Here is a 16,375-nt window from a genome sequence, read left to right as displayed (position 1 = left end):
TTAAGGAAATACTTCTTTTGATTTAATCAAAATGGCTACACCTTCGGCTGTACAGTCTCCTGAGCTGGCAAACTGTTTTTCTCTCCCCACTCGCACATCATATTTAACAATGGAATGAGAGATAGACCACGTTCAGATAATGAATATTCTACTTTTGGAGGTATTTGGGGAAATTCCTTGCGTATGACAAGACCGTCAGCCTCCAACTCTTTTAACATGATGCTTAGCGTTTTAAATGAAATGGTACCGATACTTCGCTTCAGCTGATTATGCCGCATAACCTTATTTTCAGACAGCCAATACATTATGATCATTTTATATTTGCCACCTATTAAAGACAACGTATATCCAAAGCCAGTGTCATTTGGTTTCACGCCAGTCGGAACACAGGTTTCGCGCATAAGTTTACACTCTCCTTTAGAAAAGTATAGGGTATGAATGTTCATACTTTACAATAGATCATTATCAATCTTATTAAAAGGTAAATAAGGTCCCTTTTAAGTTTCGCTATCGTGGCTTCTCCATATTAGTGTAAATAAATATCATTAAGTAAAATGGCGAAAATTTATATCCATAGCCCTCCCCTTTTTAAAAGGAAAAATCCTGTTGCATTCCAACAGGATTTTTATCAATCTTCAAAATTCACAATTATAGGATTTCTGTAGATTAACGGGACGAAACCATTTTAGTGTTTTTGTTTGTAATAGGTTACCGCGAGCGCAAGGGCCAGCACTGTTCCTTTGACGATATCCATCGCATAATACGGAACGGACATCATGATCAAACCATTTTGAAGGATTCCGATCAGGACTGCACCGACAAAGGTTCCAAAGGCATTCGGTTTTCCCGCTCCTAAAACGGAGGAACCAATGAAGGCTGCTGCAACGGCGTCCATTAAATAGGGGGAACCTGAATTGATCTCCGAGGTCATGACCCTTGAAGCGAGGACAATCCCCCCGATTGCAGCTAATAGGGCTGAAAGCAGATAGGCAAGGATTTTGTATTTATTAACCGATATCCCGGAAAGTCTCGCCGCTTCCTTATTTCCCCCAATAATGTACATATAACGACCATGCTTCGTATATGTCAAAAAGATATGGGTCGCAATCACAATGACTGCCATGATCAGGATTATCCATGGTACCTGGCCAATTTTGGCGAAAAATGGGCTGATCAGTCCTGTTGCGAATGTTCCGTCGGGCATGACCATATTTTGCGAAACCGTTGCCCCTTTTGTATAAGTAAGGGCAATTCCCTGGATAATGAACATGGTAGCCAATGTCATCAGCATGTCGGGAATTCTCAATTTAACGATCATGAATGAATTCAAAGCCCCTACGACAAGCGAGGCGCCGATCGCAGCTAGTATGGCGTTTAATGTATCCTGCGAAAACCAGACGAACATTGATATGACGATGGCATTGGCCAATGATGCGACAGAGCCGACGGAAAGGTCGAAGCCATCCACGGTAAGGGATATCGTAATGCCTATCGCAATGATGGTCACGATTGAAATGGAACGCAGGATGTTGACCAGATTAGTAGTTTGAATGAAAGATGGATTGGACACGGCAAAAATTCCAATCAGAATGATAATCGTCAATATTGTGCCGTATTTATAGAAAAAGTCGAATAGTTCCAGCTTTTTCTTCGCTTTCGCTGTTTGTGTAACAGGAATGGGTATGCTCATCCTATTTTCCTCCTGTTGAATAAAATAGTAGTTCTTCTTCATTCGTTTTGTTCGTTTCTAGTTCGATGACAGTGCTCCCGTCATATAACACATATGTCCGGTTGGTAATGCCGATTATTTCGGAAAGCTCGGATGATGCATAAATGACCGCTTTCCCATTCCTTGCAAGCTTTGCAATCAATTCGAATATATCCTTTTTGGCTCCAACATCGACTCCTTTGGTTGGTTCATCGAATATGTATACATCCGCATCGGCCATAAGCCATTTTCCGATGGCAACTTTTTGTTGGTTACCACCTGAAAGGTTTTCGACAGTCGCTTCCCCTGAAGGAGTTTTAATGCCGAGACTTGCGATCATTTCCTTCGCCTTTTCCTTTTCAGCCTTACGATCCACGAAACTGAACGTCTTACAGAATTTGCCGAGACTGGCTGCAGTCAAGTTCGCCGAGACTGATTCCTGAACGAGGACCCCTTCTTTCCTGCGTTCCTCAGGTACAAGTGCCAGACCGCTTTTTACTGCTACGTGCGGTGATTTCAACGAAAGCTTTCGACCATTCAGGATTACTTCACCCGTTTTAATCGAAGTATGACCGAAAAGGGTTTTACACAGTTCCGTTTTTCCCGCCCCGACCAACCCTGCCAAGCCGATTATTTCGCCCGCTTTAATGTTCAGACTGACATTCTTGACTTTCTCGGCATCTGATAATCCGTTCACTTCCAGAATGACGTCTCCGATTGAAGCATTCACTTCTGGAAACTGTTCATCCATGGTTTTCCCGAGCATATTCTCTACGACTTCGTTACGGGTTATGTCCTCTTTCTTTCGACAAGTGACATGCTCCCCATTCCTCATGATCGTAATTTCCTCACAGATTTCAAAGATCTCAGGCAGACGATGTGAAATGAAAATGATTCCCACGCCTCTTTGCTTTAATTCATTTACAATTCGAAAAAGTTCTGTCGTTTCCGTATGACTTAACGGAGCAGTTGGCTCATCGAGAATCAGGAACTTACATTCTGTCGAAACAGCTCTTGCTATCAGGACCATCTGTTTTTCAGCCAAGGTAAGGTCTCTTACCAGCTTTTTCGAAGGGACACGAATTTTCATATCTTCAAGAATATTAGAGGCTCGTTTGTGCAGCTCTTTCCATCGGACCCTCTGTTTTTTCCCCATGTTTTGGACCATATCATTCAACATTACATTTTCCCCAACCGTTAAGTAAGGGATTAGGGCTGTATCCACTTCCTGATAAACAATTTGAATGCCTTGTTCCTGAGCCGCTTTTGGCGAGCGGATATCCCGCCTCACCCCATCAATGAAAATGTCACCTGAATAATGAACATGGGCTCCCGATAAAACTTTCATTAATGTCGATTTCCCTGCTCCGTTTGCACCGACCAATGCGTGGGCTGTCCCTGATTGTACGGAAAAATCAACTTCACTCAGCGCCTTCACCCCCGGAAATTCAATCGAAATCTTCTTCATCTCTAGTTGCGTGCCCATGTCCATTCCCCCTTATTGAACAGACACTCCCTTCACTGGAAAGAGAGTGTCTCTTTTTACTTTTTATAATGATCTTTCAAAACTTTCATCCAATCTTCTTCAAATTCCGTAGATTCACCCCAGCCATCGACAATACCAGACAAATTTGCCATGTTTACCGCTTCTTTTGAGGCTTGGACTTGCTTTTGTGAAATAAGTGAAGCCTCTAAGTCATAGGTTTGCGGAGTATCTTCGCCCGCTAATTTTTTAGCCAATAACCTCATATTCACTGCACCGATCAACTTGGGATCGACCGCTGCCGTGTAGGACCATGAGCTATCAGCCGATTGGATTTCCTGGAGATCTGCGTTAGATACATCAATACCATATATCTTCACTTCATCGCGGCCCGCTTCTTTAATCGCACGGGCTGCACCGATGGCAAAGGCATCCCATGTTGCGAAAATGGCATCCAATTTACCTTTAGGGTATTTATTCAGCATTGCGGCTACAGCATTTTGTGTCTGAACCGAAGTATCAGCAGATGCCACTCCGAATCTTTCGACTTCTTTAATCCCAGGATTTTCTTTTAGTTTTTCCTGATAGACTGCATTTCTTCTTACCATTGGTGGGAAGCCATCCACCCAAAGATAGGCAATAGCCGCTTTACCTTTCTGCTCTTTTATCAGTTTATCAAAAGCCAGTGTTGCCAACTCTTCATCATCCTGTGAGGTTAATGTCACGCCATCTATTTTAGATAGATCGCTTATTGAATCGAACGTGACAACGCTTTTACCTGCATCAACCAACTTTTGAACGTCATTCACAGTTGCTGCATCATCACCATGGGAAATGATATAGCCGTCGTAATCTTCCTCCAAAGCCTGCGCTATCGCATCATGGAATTTAGCCGTATCACCATTGGCTGTATATGTATCCACTTGAAATCCCAGTGCTTCTCCTTCTTCCTTCGCCCCCGCCAGGTATTGGGCCGTATGATCATCACCGCCAATTTTACGGATCACTTTGATCTTGGCTCCGTCCCCATCTGCAAATCTTTCCGGTACATTTTCAAATGATACTTTTTCTTCTTTCTTCGATTCTGTGGAACTTTGCCCAGTGGAGCAACCCGTTAAAAGCAAAGCCGAAGCGATGGCTGAAATGAATATCCCTTTAATAGATCTTCTCATCTTGTTTCCCTCCATGTTTTCAAATTAGTCTTATCAGTTAAGTTGGTGTAAATCCCAAAATAAAAACCTCTCTAATATAGAGAGGTTTAATCAGCTGTTTTGCAGACTTGTCCCTCTCTTATCTGTCAAAACATTTCTGTTTTGCAGGATTTAGCACCAATTCCTAATGGAACGGTTGCTGGGCATCTTAGGGCCAGTCCCTCCGCCACTCTTGATAAGAGATATATTGTGTTACGTTTTCGTAATTATCACTTTATAGGGATATAGTCGTAAAGTCAATAGATTTTTGAATATTTAAAATGTTCCCCGGTATTTTTTATTTTCTTTGAAGCTGGGCTAGACGCTTTTTCTCGATTTTTTCAAGCCGCTCCAACTGCCTTAATTTCACCTCGAACAAAGTGATCGGGTCACGGTAAACTTCCGGATTTTCTTTCATATGCTCCAATGCAGCCTGGTAGTCTTTTATCTCGGTCTGCGTTTGTTCAATCGTTTTTTGAAGTAAGGCAAATGAACTGCGATAGAAAAGTGAAATGTCCCGATCCAAGGATTTTTCAAACAATCCAAATTGGGTAAGGAAACGTTCCGTGATCATTTCCGCAACATCCAAGTAATCTTCACTTTCCAGATATTTTTTATAACGATTGTACATATTGGCTTTATTTTGCGGTATCGCCCCAAACAGCTTCCCTGCTCCTTTAAGCAGCAATTGTGATGGAGTCCTGCGCAAAAGGATATTAACGTTTTCGATGCGGATACTGCTTGTCATCCGATCGGCATCCCGGCGCCAGTCATCCAATACCCTGAAGTCACCTGCAAGCGTAATCCGTTCTTCTTTGTATAATTCATTGAATCCGGCACTCATCTCATCCATAAACTGCTGGCTTTGTGAGAACTCCATTTGGGAACTGGCAATCCAGTCTTGAAGAGAACGGTAATATTGAGGCATGATCTTGTCAGAAATGAAGTTTTGAATCCGCTCATTCATTTCCTGGTTTAACTGTACATGGACCTGGCTGAAATCACTGCTTTCCGTTAATGATTTAGAGCAATCCCTCAGTAATTCAGGAATTTTAGAATAAAGCTGATTTTTCACTTCATCCTTAAGCAGACGATACGACCTTATGATATTTTCACTTTTTTCTTTTTCCAAATCAGCCAGTTGATTGACCGCCCCATTCAGTTTGACTTCCATCGATTCATTCCAAGAGATGGAATGCTCGCATTTCCGCTCATTGGCTGTCCGTTTTTCTAACAGATAAGATAAAGTTTTACGAATGAATGCCAGGATTTTTTCAGATCTTCTTTCCTTCCAATTCTCATCTTGATAATTCGATTGAAGGAAGGCTGAAAGGTCCTTCAATTGCTGCCTGCTGTCATAATGTTTGGAGAAAGCGAATACTTTCGCATTCGGGAAATATGCATTCACTTTATCCCATGTTTCGTCTTCCATCCGGACTGCGACCTGATCACTGTATATCGTGTCCATTTTATTTAATAAGAAATGAATCGGCAGTTTCGGAGCCATCATTTGAATTTCCAATAACAGATCCCGTTCGCTGCCAGTGAAAGGAGCCCTGGCGTCAAGGACGAACATCAGGCCATCACTGCCATGTAAATAGCCTTGGAAATCGGATTCCACGCTTTTTTCCCCATTGAACCCCGGTGTATCCAATAATCTCAGATGATTATTTCTTAAGTAGTCACTAATGATTGTCACATCGACAATAGTCCCGCGCTGGCGGCGTGTTTCATCCAAATCAGTTAGCTCCATGACAACTTTGCTATCTGTATCGGTAATTTCAAGGATTTCCAAATCATCCCCGTCTTTGACACTGACTAGTGACGAATGATCTTCAGCGGCAATGCTCTCACCCACGATTGACTGAATGAAGGATGTCTTGCCATTTCCTGTACTTCCTGCAAGAAGAAGATTGAAATTCCGGGTATCCTTAAGCCCATCTACCATCCATTTAAGCTTATTGCCAACCTTTAAATCATTATCTTCAGACCACTGGATAATGGAATTGAACAGTTTCTCTCCCGCTTCCAGTCCGCCCCCTAATTTAGGGGATTTCGAAAGCAGGCTTTCTGCATCCTGAATGACCAGCGCATTGATCGTATCCGGGAAGATTTCATTCCAGGACAACGCTGATGCCGCCGCAAACAGCGAGAGCTCCCCATCTGCGATTTTGAGCCAGTTTTCCAGCAACCTTGGCACGACGGGACTTAATTCTTTGATTAGGTGCGTTCCTTCTAACAGACCTGCATATGCATCCCTGTAATAGACGGAAAGATCATCCCATACATCCGCATTGTTCAATTCGATGGTATCTATCAAGTTATTAATCACTCTAAGCCATTCGAAATAAGAATCCGTATATTTATAATTTTTCCAAAGGGCAACGGTCACCTTTTCAAAACGTTCCTGGTCGAGTGTGTATAGAGAACCAAGGACAGTTGAAAAATAATCCGGATCCATCGATTGGGCAACACCCTGCTGGATATACGTCTTCAGCACATCGAACCAGCCCATTGATTCTGTACGGATACTTTCATTGGCCGCTAATACCACCGCACTGTTCCAATCCTTTTGATCTTCGAAAAAGGCGCGTGCGATTTCCGTGACATTCGGGTAATCCGGTTGAAACTCGACTGCTTCTTTCACGACTTTGGAAGCCAGGTCATTTCTCGATTCCACTATGTACAGGGAAAAAAGTTGCAAAAGAACCTCTGTTTTCAAGACCGCTTCATCCGTATTGACGGATTTATAGATATCCTCTGCGGTAGAGTACATTTCCAGTTCAAAATAAGCATCAGCGATGTTTTTCTTCGCCCATGAACCAAGTTCCCCTTCTATGTTCTCCCATTTAAAAATGGCTGCTTCATAGTCATGATGCTGAAAATATACTTCTCCTTGAGCAAATCGAATTGCGGTTAAATCCGCTCTTTCCTTTTTTTGTTCCACGAGAAACATTTCACCCAAAGCTTGAATCGGGTGCTTCCTTGTATCTTCAATCATCGTTTCATAATATTTTTTGCCGATCAGCCGTTCGTCCATCTTTATTCCCCCGATATATTTCATATTTTCAATTAAAGGATGATCACTGATTCTATAAGCCTTCTAGTAGACCTAACTTCAATCTATAGGTTCCTTTAGTTAAAAAATCATTTACAAAACCTTAAAATATTATTTTAGCAAAACAATATGGTAACAACATGTCACCACTCTTACAATTTTAAAACAGAAACAAATGGAACTGTAATGTTTTTAATAAAGCGATACAGAAATGTCATTTCCATATTCGAGAAAATATGTTTTTTCTAGTTTTACCACCCATCAGATAGTTACCAGAAGATCATCCCTTCTTCTGCCTATAAACGGTAAAAATGCAAAATCACCCTGCCCCGCCCATTACTAAATCCCCATTTTTCCGTTCATATAAAAAAGCAGTACCCTCATTCATAAAAGGTAACTGCTCTCTGATAAGCTCCGAACAGTCGTTGTCCTTTGACAAATTAGGATTATACCCCTGTACGCTTACGTTGGTTATTCGGCTTTTTGGTCAACTGGCTTTTAAGCTGTTTCGTTTTCTTCACAACGCCTGTTTCCAATTTATCTTTACTTGATCCCGCTTGCTTTTGAGCCAGTTTTTGTTTGACTGCATCCGCCAGGCTTAATTTTTTATTTTCAGACATACTGTTGTCTCCTTTAGTGTTCTGCCTTCTATTATAATATAGTTGCGATTAGAAAGATAATAGGGAGTAATATCCTATTATTTTTCAAAATACCCTCTGGATATAGGAAGTTTCGCCAACGAGGGACTAATTTCCTGCTCCTTTAAAAGGATTAATGATAAATTATGTTGACTTCATAATCTGAATTTGCTAAATTATCTTTATATTATAAAATCTATGAAGAGAAAGAGTAAGATGAGAACCCTGTTCCACAGAGAGTCGACATGTGGTGGAAGTCGATGTCCAAGGCCTATCCGAAAATCATCTCTGAGATGCAAAGCTGAAAATGCAGTAGGCTTTGACGGGTTTCCGCCGTTACAATGGATCACGTATGAATACGTACGTTGACTGAGTGCCGCAGCTTCTTTGAAGCGCGGAATATGGGTGGTAACGCGAGCACAAACTCGTCCCTGATTTTCAGGGGCGAGTTTTTTATTTGCACAAAACACTTTAATCAGCCTTTTTCAGGTCAGTCGGCGGGAGTTATCATTTTAAAAAAAGGAGAAATCACCATGAAAAAAACAGACACATTATTTATCGGCCTTATGCTTTTCTCAATGTTCTTCGGAGCGGGGAATCTAATTTTCCCTCCCTTTTTAGGAGCATCTTCAGGAACTTCTTTCTGGCCCGCCATTGCCGGTTTTGTCACCACCGGAGTCGGCTTGCCAATTTTAGTGCTTCTTGCAGTCTCACTTGTTAAAGGCGGGGCACAAACTATCGGGGCCCGTGTGCATCCTCTATTCAGCACGTTATTCATGGTAGTCATCTATTTAAGCATCGGGCCTTTTCTAGCCATTCCACGGAATGCGAATGTTGCCTATGAAATGGGCTTCAGGCCATACCTTGGCGACTCAATGAATCAATCACTATTCCTATTCATTTTCACAACCATATTTTTCATCATCGTTTATGCCATTTCACTGAATCCAGAAAAAATGGAGACCTTCATGGGACGCTGGATTACACCCGTTCTACTTTTGTCCATGGTCATTCTCTGTGTCGTTGGTTTCATAAAGCTTGATGCTCCATTCCAAGCTCCAACCGAAGCATATGCTGCAGGAGCATTTTCGAAAGGGTTCATCGAGGGCTACAACACGATGGATGCTCTAGCTTCCTTGGCTTTTGGGATCGTCATCCTTACTTCAATCCAGCAAAGGGGGATTTCCGAACGAAAACAATTGACGAGATATACAGTAAAAGCGGGGCTCATCGCTGGTGTTTTGCTTTCTTTAGTTTATATTTCCTTAGGTGTAATGGGAGCACGCATGGCAGCCGATGGGGCATTCGAAAACGGAACGGATATCCTCACTGTCGCATCCACCCTTTTACTTGGAACTGGCGGGAAGGTACTTCTCGGCATCATTTTCACTTTAGCATGCTTCACCACCGTAGTCGGGTTAACGACTGCTTGCGGACAGTATTTCTCGAAACTTTTCCCCAAGCTGAACTATAAAACCGTCATTCTGATTGTAACAATCATCGGTTTCATCCTTTCAAATATGGGTCTGAATCAAATTTTGAAAGTATCTGTACCATTCCTTGTGATGGCTTATCCGTTAACGATCGTCCTGATTGTCCTGACATTCTTCAGCCGTCATTTCAAAAACCCGAAGATGGTTTATCGCAGTTCAATGATTTTCACAGGAGTTTTCGCCTTGATGGACGGACTGAATGCCTTCGGCTTACAATTAGGACCCGTACAAACTTTGAGTGATGCCCTTCCCCTTTCTGCCTACGGCATGGAGTGGATCATCCCTGCTCTCGTCGGTACAACCTTTGGCCTTCTTCTCAGTCAATTTGGACAAACAGCTAAAGCTGAAGAGTTGGAAATCGAAACACTATAATAATGAAGTAAGCAGGTGATTTTACCGGTCATCTGCTTATTTTGCACACGCCTGCATTGCTTTATTTTGGAAATCGGCATCCACTTTTTGTTATGATGGGGTCGAAGGAGATGATAAGTAATATGTCTAAGCAAACCCGTATTGGAAAAACAGATCTGTATGTAAATCCGATTGGCCTTGGCACGAATGCAATTGGCGGACATAACCTTTTCCCTAATCTAAGTGAGGATACAGGAAGGGATGTTTTGAGAACGGCATTGGAAGAGGGAATCAACTTTTGGGATACAGCTTACATTTACGGTCCTGAGCGTTCAGAAGAACTTATCGGTGAAATCCTTAAAGAGAGTCGCAAACGCGAGGATATAGTCCTTGCCACTAAAGGAGCACATAAATTTGCCAATGGCAACATCGTCTTTGATAACTCTCCGGCTTTTCTGAAAAGTGCTGTGGAATCGAGTCTAAAAAGGCTCCAAACGGACTACATCGACTTATTCTATATCCATTTCCCTGATGAGGATACCCCTAAAGATGAAGCTGTAGGTGCCTTAAAGGAATTGAAGGATGCAGGCAAAATCAAGTCGATCGGCGTCTCGAACTTTTCGTTCGAACAATTGAAGGAAGCGAATAAAGACGGCTATGTCGATGTGTTGCAATCCGAGTACAATCTATTCAAACGGGAGGCAGAACAAGACCTACTGCCATATACAGCCGAAAATAATATTTCCTTCATTCCTTATTTCCCCCTTGCTTCCGGTCTGCTCGGCGGCAAATATAATCAGGAATCAACATTCGAGGACGGCCGGGCAAAAAGTCCGCTTTTCCAAGGACAAGCCTTTGTAAGCAACCTGCAAAAAGTGGAAGAAGTCCGGGCGATTGCCAACAGGAAGCATACCGATGTCGCCGATGTCGTACTAGCTTGGTATTTAACTCGGCACTCGATAGATGTACTGATTCCCGGAGCGAAAAAGCCAGAACAGGTCACACGCAACTTACAAGCTTTGGATGTCGATTTAACCATGGATGAAATCGCCGAAATCAGTGCCATTTTCGCTTAACATAGATGTGAAAAAAGGCTGTTCAGCTCATGTTGAACGGCCTTTTTCTATTTATCCTGCCCTTTGGTACATCCTTGTACAAAAATTGACTACTAGGCTCGTTATATTGCTTAGGTACTCCTATTTTGATATATTTAGTGAATATTCCATCAATTAAGGAAGAGGCAGTCTGATGAAAAAATCCATTGTTATTTTATTTCTTATCTTGGCAAATTTGTTTTGGGCCGGTAATTACATTTTCGGAAAATACGTTGTGACCGAACTTTCCCCAATCCAACTAACATTTTCGCGATGGCTAATAGCCGTTTTCTTATTGTTTCCTTTAGCCCAATGGATCGAAAAGCCAAATTGGAAGAGTGTATGGAAAGAATGGAGATTGCTGTTAGTCATGGGTATGCTCGGAATCATCAGTTATAATTTTTTCCTTTATTGGGCTCTGACCTATACAACTTCCATGAATGCCGCTCTTGTCAATTCCATGAACCCTGCCTTAATTGTGCTTTTTTCCGCTTTGCTGTTAAAGGAGAAAATTTCATCCCTTCATGCACTCGGACTTATCATATCTTTATTCGGCGTTTTATTGGTCTTGACAAAAGGTCACCTTCTGGATATTTTCCAGCTCACTTACAATAAAGGCGACTTATTGATGATCCTGGCAATTCTCGTTTGGACCTTCTATTCAATAATTGGTAAAAAACTAAAAAACATTCCGATAATCTCAGCCACTGCCGTTTCCGTATTTCTCGGATTGATTCTCGTCGCTCCATTCGCCATTGGCTCGGGAATCAACCTTGATTTAAGCAGTGAAGCCGTCACGGGTCTCTTATATATTGGAATCTTCCCATCTGTCGGGTCCTTTATTTTCTGGAATATTTCCCTTCGTCATATCAATGCTAGCCAGGCTGGAATTTATCTAAATCTGATTGCTGTATTTACCGCTATTCTTAGCCTGATTTTGGGTCATGCGATTACGATCATCCAAATCCTAGGAGGTCTTTTTGTCTTCATTGGGGTCTACCTGACAAGCAAAAAGAAAAAAGCATATCCGGAAGATTTCACGAAGAACTTAAAGAGCATCCAGTAATTCTCATCAACTATGCTTTCTTGTCTTTTCCCCTTGTCTATGCACCATGATTTACGTTATCCTTTAAAGAAGAAAATCTGATTGTAAAGGTGTGCTTTAGTTGAGGATCAATAAATTTATCAGTGAATCCGGAATTACCTCGCGAAGAGGCGCAGACAAATGGATAGCCGAGGGCCGTGTGACGATTAATGGCACTGTAGCTGAGCTCGGCAGTCAAGCTGAACCTGGTGATGATGTTCGTGTAGATGGCAAGCCGATAAAAGTGGAACAGCAAAATGTCTATATTGCACTGAATAAACCGATAGGTATTACAAGTACAACGGAAAAACACATAAAAGGAAATATCGTTGATTTTGTAAATCATCCGCTTCGCATTTTTCATATTGGACGGCTGGACAAAGACTCAAGCGGTCTGATCCTTCTTACAAATGATGGAGACATCGTAAATGAAATCCTTCGTGCAGAAAACAAACATGAAAAAGAATACATCGTAACCGTGGATAAACCACTTACCGCTTCCTTCATTAAAGATATGTCATCCGGAGTGGAGATCTTGGATACGAAAACACTTCCATGTAAGGTTGAGCAGTTGACCAAATATACATTTAACATTACTTTGATGCAAGGACTGAATAGACAAATCCGCCGAATGTGCTCCGCACTAGGGTACGAAGTCCGTGATTTACATCGAATCCGGATCATGAACATCCATCTGGACGGACTGGCGATCGGACAATGGCGCGACCTGACCGAGGATGAATTGACGGAACTATTTAAGGAATTGGATTATACCCCAAGGCAAAGATGATAATGAAGATGCCCCCAGATTACCGGGGGCATCGCTTTTTTAATTTCAGAAGAACTTTCAGCAATCATTTGCTTTAAGCTTTGCGAATATACTTGTAAGCTTCACGCTTTTAATGATAATGAAAGAATTTATTTTTCCTTAGAAACATCGATAACCAAAGCGGTTTTGCTTCTGAATCTACTCTTTTCCTGTCAATTACATCTATGGGCTTTATTCATTTAATTTCTCCTTCTGCGATAGACCACTTCCCGTTCTTCTAATTGCAAATCTCATGTTGGGATAAGTGGCCGCAACCAATCACACCGATTTTGAAGGTTTCCATGATTTCATCGATGGTTGCCCCGGCATTTAAGCAGCCTTCCATGTGATAGCAAATGCATTCATCGCAGCGGCTGACTATTGATATGGCTAATCCGATAATGGTGTACTTACCCTAACTGGCGTTTAAAGACTTTACTGGCGAAGAAGTAAGCGATGACCATGATGCCGACGCACCAGGCAAGCGCGATCCAGATATCGTTGCCAACAGACCCTTCATACAAGAAAGCACGAATCGCATTCACGATTGAAGTCACTGGCTGGTTCTCAGCAAACGCACGGACAATTTTAGGCATGGTTTCGGTGGGGACAAAGGCCGAACTGATAAACGGCAGGAAAATCAGCGGGTACGAGTAGGCTGTCGCCCCTTCCATAGACCCCGCTGTCAATCCAGGAATGACCGCCAGCCATGTCAGCGCCAACGTAAACAGCCCGAGTATCCCAGCTACCGCGAGCCAATCCAGGATATTAGCGCTGGAACGGAAGCCCATCAATAGCGCGACGAGGATAACCACGACGACAGTAAGCGCATTGGATACAAGCGAGGTCAACACGTGAGCCCACAATACCGACGAGCGCTTGATGGGCATGGTAATGAAACGCGCCATCAGCCCGCTCTTTACATCCGTAAACAGCCGGACGGAAGTGTAAGCGACGCCGGATGCGATAGCCATCAGCAATATTCCCGGCAATAAATAATTGACGTAGTTGTCCGTGCCTGCCTCTATGGCACCACCAAATACGTAGACAAACAGCAGCATCATCATAATCGGCGTTATCGCCACCGTGATAATTGTATCCGGGCTGCGCATGATGTTGCGCATTAAACGCCCTAGTAATACCCCTGTTTTGCTATTCATTTACATCTCCTCCTTTTTGCCGATGATCGCGAGGAAAATTTCCTCCAGTGTCGGCTGCTTCTCGATGTACTCCACTTTCGCTGGCGGAAACATCTCCTTGAGTTCGGTAAGGGTCCCGGTCGAGATGATTTTTCCGCCATGCAGGATGGCGATACGATCCGCCAGTTGTTCGGCTTCCTCCAGGTACTGTGTCGTCAGCAAGATTGTCGTGCCGCCGCCCGCAAGCTCCTTGACGGTATCCCAGACTTCAATCCGTGCTTCGGGGTCAAGCCCTGTCGTCGGTTCGTCTAGAAAAATGACTGCTGGCGTCCCGATCAGGCTCATGGCGATGTCAAGCCGGCGCTTCATCCCGCCGGAATATTTATCCGCCCGGCGGTTGGCCGCATCGGTCAGGCTGAATCTCGCAAGCAGATTGTCGGCGACTTGAGCGGGATTGGAAACTCCCCGCAACTTGGCGATCATCAGCAGGTTTTCCCGCCCTGTAAGCATGCCGTCTAAAGCTGCAAACTGCCCTGTCAGGCTGATGCTCTGGCGAACATGATCAGGTTGACGCTGGACGTCAAAGCCGCAAATACCTACTTCGCCGCCATCGGCCTTCATCAGAGTCGAGAGGATGTTGACCGTCGTCGTCTTGCCCGCTCCATTCGAGCCCAGCAGTGCGAAAATTTCGCCACGCCGTACCTCGAAATCCACCCCCTTTAAGACTTCATTGTCTTTAAAGGTTTTTTTTAAACCTTTTACAGAAATCGCTGCATTGCTCATACATTTTCCTCCTTTTAATAGTTAATAGCGCAGCAAAGCCTCTTGCAGTAACCCTAATTATCCTTCCGAGCGCCTTGCGGAACAGATTGCCTATACTTCTCTATTTAGTCTGACTGATAATCAGTATAACTTATTACCGAGCTAAAATATTACTGAATAGCGTAGGTGGCATTTCACATTTGTAACCAGCTATTCAGTCGGAATTATTTATTGAATTTATTTTTTCCCAATCGCTCCATGATACTTTCATTCAAATCTTCACGATACTTGGCGAAATAGGTTTTAGCATTTGCCACTAGTTCGTCGGCAAATGACGCCACGTCGTCCCCAGTGATTTCCAGCACTTGTCTGCCTTCCGCCGCACCGGCTTCGAACAAATCGATTAATTCATACTGCATACGCAGCATATCCATCCCGTTGCCCGCTGAGAAATTCCACATGTAGTTTTGAATTTTCTTAAATACAAACTGGTAGTCCTCTGGCAGGGCTTCAACCCGCGCCATCATCATTTTATACTCTTTTTTATCACCAATCATTTTTTTGAACAATTCCATCATGCTATTTTTCCTCCTTTTTTATAAAGCAGACAAGACACTCCAAAAATATCGTACGGAATATCTTATGAAGCTAGATTGACTTTAAGACGTTGATTTTTGATGATACAAAATCCCATTTTTTCCAAAACAATTCAAGTTCCTGGCGGCCAGCTTCATTAAGTGAGTAAAACTTGCGGGGCGGCCCCATATCTGACGGTTTCTTCTCTATGTTCACCAGTTTTTTCTTTTCTAATCGCACAAGGATGGTGTAGACCGTCCCTTCCACGACTTCAGTGAACCCAAGCTCGTTCAGGCGGCGGGTAATCTCGTAGCCATAGGTTTCATGGCGGCTGATGATTTCCAGCACGCAGCCTTCCAGCGAACCCTTCAGCATTTCAGTTAAATTTTCCATGTTCAGAGCCTCCTCTATATTGTGACTTATATTAAGTAAAACTTAGTTCTGAGGGGAATCTTTACTGAATAGCTTTTGGGAAATCACGCTATTTAGTATTACTTATTACATCTAAACTGTATCACCGAGTAGCAGAGATGTCAATTCTTTCTTAAAAATATTTTTGCAACTTCACTATTCAGTGCTGTTGGTATCAAGTGTTACTTACTACAAGGTATGCTGTAACACGTAGTAGGGTGACTGTCAATTTGATTTTTTTAAAAAAAACCAGTTATCTCCATTGGATAAAGCCATCGTGAATTCCACTTTACTCGTGAGTTTTGCTCTTTTACTCGTGAATTATACTGTTTTACTCGTGAATTTCACGCTTTTACTTGTGAATTCCACTTTACTCGTGAGTTTCGTACTTTTACTCGTGAGTTTCACGCTTTTACTTGTGAATTCCACTTTTCTCGTGAATTTCGCACTTTTACTCGTGAATTTCACGCTTTTACTCGTGAATTTCACGCTTTTACTCGTGAATTTCACGCTTTTACTCGTGAATTCCACTTTTTCACGAGTAAGGGCCAATATAAAAAGCAACCTGCAATAGGCTGCT

The 16,375-nt window shown here is 42.7% G+C and carries 16 protein-coding genes, 1 riboswitch and 1 other annotated feature; of the genes, 4 read left to right on the top strand and 12 right to left on the bottom strand.

Features of this window, described 5'->3' with window-relative positions:
* Positions 1 to 35: 35 nt before the first annotated feature.
* From BW986_RS21850 to BW986_RS30375, 6 genes are all read right to left on the bottom strand, one after another.
* Positions 36 to 401: a winged helix-turn-helix transcriptional regulator gene (locus BW986_RS21850; protein WP_076370741.1), complete on the bottom strand. Its 366-nt coding sequence runs from the start codon at positions 399 to 401 to the stop codon at positions 36 to 38.
* Between the two features lie 284 nt (positions 402 to 685).
* Positions 686 to 1,690 (bottom strand): ABC transporter permease, encoded by a 1,005-nt coding sequence (locus BW986_RS21845; RefSeq protein ID WP_076370739.1) that lies wholly within the window; start codon positions 1,688 to 1,690, stop codon positions 686 to 688.
* A 1-nt stretch (position 1,691) separates the two neighbouring features.
* Entirely contained in the window at positions 1,692 to 3,194 is a 1,503-nt protein-coding gene (locus BW986_RS21840) for a sugar ABC transporter ATP-binding protein (RefSeq protein WP_076370737.1), read from the bottom strand.
* A 56-nt stretch (positions 3,195 to 3,250) separates the two neighbouring features.
* A complete protein-coding gene (locus BW986_RS21835; RefSeq protein WP_076370735.1) occupies positions 3,251 to 4,363 on the bottom strand; it encodes a sugar ABC transporter substrate-binding protein in 1,113 nt (370 codons plus the stop codon).
* A gap of 115 nt (positions 4,364 to 4,478) precedes the next feature.
* A riboswitch (SAM riboswitch) is annotated at positions 4,479 to 4,584 on the bottom strand.
* Positions 4,585 to 4,679: 95 nt separating this feature from the next.
* Complete coding sequence (locus BW986_RS21830; protein WP_260320928.1) at positions 4,680 to 7,421, bottom strand: GTPase domain-containing protein; 2,742 nt, start codon at positions 7,419 to 7,421, stop codon at positions 4,680 to 4,682.
* A gap of 464 nt (positions 7,422 to 7,885) precedes the next feature.
* The gene (locus tag BW986_RS30375; protein ID WP_164468807.1) at positions 7,886 to 8,059 is read right to left on the bottom strand and encodes a hypothetical protein; all 174 of its coding nucleotides are present in this window, start codon (positions 8,057 to 8,059) and stop codon (positions 7,886 to 7,888) included.
* Positions 8,060 to 8,266: 207 nt separating this feature from the next.
* Positions 8,267 to 8,513: a binding site (T-box leader), on the top strand.
* Positions 8,514 to 8,610: 97 nt separating this feature from the next.
* Here BW986_RS30375 and brnQ point away from each other — a divergent pair.
* The 4 genes from brnQ (at position 8,611) to rluF (ending at position 12,889) form a co-directional block, all read left to right on the top strand.
* Positions 8,611 to 9,942 carry a branched-chain amino acid transport system II carrier protein gene (gene brnQ, locus BW986_RS21825; RefSeq protein ID WP_076370733.1) on the top strand — a complete coding sequence of 444 codons (1,332 nt, stop codon included), beginning with the start codon at positions 8,611 to 8,613 and terminating at the stop codon, positions 9,940 to 9,942.
* A 122-nt stretch (positions 9,943 to 10,064) separates the two neighbouring features.
* Positions 10,065 to 10,997 carry an aldo/keto reductase gene (locus BW986_RS21820; RefSeq protein WP_076370731.1) on the top strand — a complete coding sequence of 311 codons (933 nt, stop codon included), beginning with the start codon at positions 10,065 to 10,067 and terminating at the stop codon, positions 10,995 to 10,997.
* 172 nt (positions 10,998 to 11,169) lie between these two features.
* Positions 11,170 to 12,081 (top strand): DMT family transporter, encoded by a 912-nt coding sequence (locus BW986_RS21815; RefSeq protein WP_076370729.1) that lies wholly within the window; start codon positions 11,170 to 11,172, stop codon positions 12,079 to 12,081.
* 100 nt (positions 12,082 to 12,181) lie between these two features.
* A complete protein-coding gene (rluF, locus tag BW986_RS21810) occupies positions 12,182 to 12,889 on the top strand; it encodes a 23S rRNA pseudouridine(2604) synthase RluF (RefSeq protein ID WP_076370727.1) in 708 nt (235 codons plus the stop codon).
* Between the two features lie 256 nt (positions 12,890 to 13,145).
* Here rluF and BW986_RS31315 read toward each other — a convergent pair whose 3' ends face one another.
* The 6 genes from BW986_RS31315 to BW986_RS21780 all read right to left on the bottom strand — a co-directional run bounded on the left by BW986_RS31315 (position 13,146) and on the right by BW986_RS21780 (position 16,347).
* Positions 13,146 to 13,253, bottom strand: coding sequence for a carboxymuconolactone decarboxylase family protein (locus BW986_RS31315; protein WP_397222837.1), 108 nt, complete (start codon positions 13,251 to 13,253; stop codon positions 13,146 to 13,148).
* Positions 13,254 to 13,317: 64 nt separating this feature from the next.
* Positions 13,318 to 14,067 (bottom strand): ABC transporter permease, encoded by a 750-nt coding sequence (locus tag BW986_RS21800; protein WP_076370725.1) that lies wholly within the window; start codon positions 14,065 to 14,067, stop codon positions 13,318 to 13,320.
* Positions 14,068 to 14,829 carry an ABC transporter ATP-binding protein gene (locus BW986_RS21795; RefSeq protein WP_076370723.1) on the bottom strand — a complete coding sequence of 254 codons (762 nt, stop codon included), beginning with the start codon at positions 14,827 to 14,829 and terminating at the stop codon, positions 14,068 to 14,070. It abuts the gene before it with no gap.
* A 203-nt stretch (positions 14,830 to 15,032) separates the two neighbouring features.
* Positions 15,033 to 15,386 carry a DUF1048 domain-containing protein gene (locus tag BW986_RS21790; protein ID WP_076370721.1) on the bottom strand — a complete coding sequence of 118 codons (354 nt, stop codon included), beginning with the start codon at positions 15,384 to 15,386 and terminating at the stop codon, positions 15,033 to 15,035.
* A 70-nt stretch (positions 15,387 to 15,456) separates the two neighbouring features.
* The gene (locus tag BW986_RS21785) at positions 15,457 to 15,777 is read right to left on the bottom strand and encodes a PadR family transcriptional regulator (RefSeq protein ID WP_016131412.1); all 321 of its coding nucleotides are present in this window, start codon (positions 15,775 to 15,777) and stop codon (positions 15,457 to 15,459) included.
* A gap of 339 nt (positions 15,778 to 16,116) precedes the next feature.
* Positions 16,117 to 16,347: a hypothetical protein gene (locus BW986_RS21780; protein ID WP_076370719.1), complete on the bottom strand. Its 231-nt coding sequence runs from the start codon at positions 16,345 to 16,347 to the stop codon at positions 16,117 to 16,119.
* Between the last annotated feature and the right edge of the window lie 28 nt (positions 16,348 to 16,375).

It is taken from the genome of Peribacillus simplex, assembly GCF_900156045.1.
Lineage (GTDB): Bacteria > Bacillota > Bacilli > Bacillales > DSM-1321 > Peribacillus > Peribacillus simplex_D.
Note: the sequence above shows the minus strand (reverse complement) of the source record. Positions and strands in the feature narration are given on the sequence as shown.

Coding starts and splice junctions, on each gene's coding strand:
- BW986_RS21840 (WP_076370737.1), bottom strand. CDS start 3,194: ATGGGCACGCAACTAGAGATGAAGAAGATTTCGATTGAATTTCCGGGG.
- BW986_RS21785 (WP_016131412.1), bottom strand. CDS start 15,777: ATGGAAAATTTAACTGAAATGCTGAAGGGTTCGCTGGAAGGCTGCGTG.
- BW986_RS21835 (WP_076370735.1), bottom strand. CDS start 4,363: ATGAGAAGATCTATTAAAGGGATATTCATTTCAGCCATCGCTTCGGCT.
- BW986_RS30375 (WP_164468807.1), bottom strand. CDS start 8,059: ATGTCTGAAAATAAAAAATTAAGCCTGGCGGATGCAGTCAAACAAAAA.
- BW986_RS21790 (WP_076370721.1), bottom strand. CDS start 15,386: ATGATGGAATTGTTCAAAAAAATGATTGGTGATAAAAAAGAGTATAAA.
- brnQ (WP_076370733.1), top strand. CDS start 8,611: ATGAAAAAAACAGACACATTATTTATCGGCCTTATGCTTTTCTCAATG.
- BW986_RS21830 (WP_260320928.1), bottom strand. CDS start 7,421: ATGGACGAACGGCTGATCGGCAAAAAATATTATGAAACGATGATTGAA.
- BW986_RS31315 (WP_397222837.1), bottom strand. CDS start 13,253: ATGGAAGGCTGCTTAAATGCCGGGGCAACCATCGATGAAATCATGGAA.
- BW986_RS21795 (WP_076370723.1), bottom strand. CDS start 14,829: ATGAGCAATGCAGCGATTTCTGTAAAAGGTTTAAAAAAAACCTTTAAA.
- BW986_RS21815 (WP_076370729.1), top strand. CDS start 11,170: ATGAAAAAATCCATTGTTATTTTATTTCTTATCTTGGCAAATTTGTTT.
- BW986_RS21850 (WP_076370741.1), bottom strand. CDS start 401: ATGCGCGAAACCTGTGTTCCGACTGGCGTGAAACCAAATGACACTGGC.
- BW986_RS21820 (WP_076370731.1), top strand. CDS start 10,065: ATGTCTAAGCAAACCCGTATTGGAAAAACAGATCTGTATGTAAATCCG.
- BW986_RS21800 (WP_076370725.1), bottom strand. CDS start 14,067: ATGAATAGCAAAACAGGGGTATTACTAGGGCGTTTAATGCGCAACATC.
- BW986_RS21845 (WP_076370739.1), bottom strand. CDS start 1,690: ATGAGCATACCCATTCCTGTTACACAAACAGCGAAAGCGAAGAAAAAG.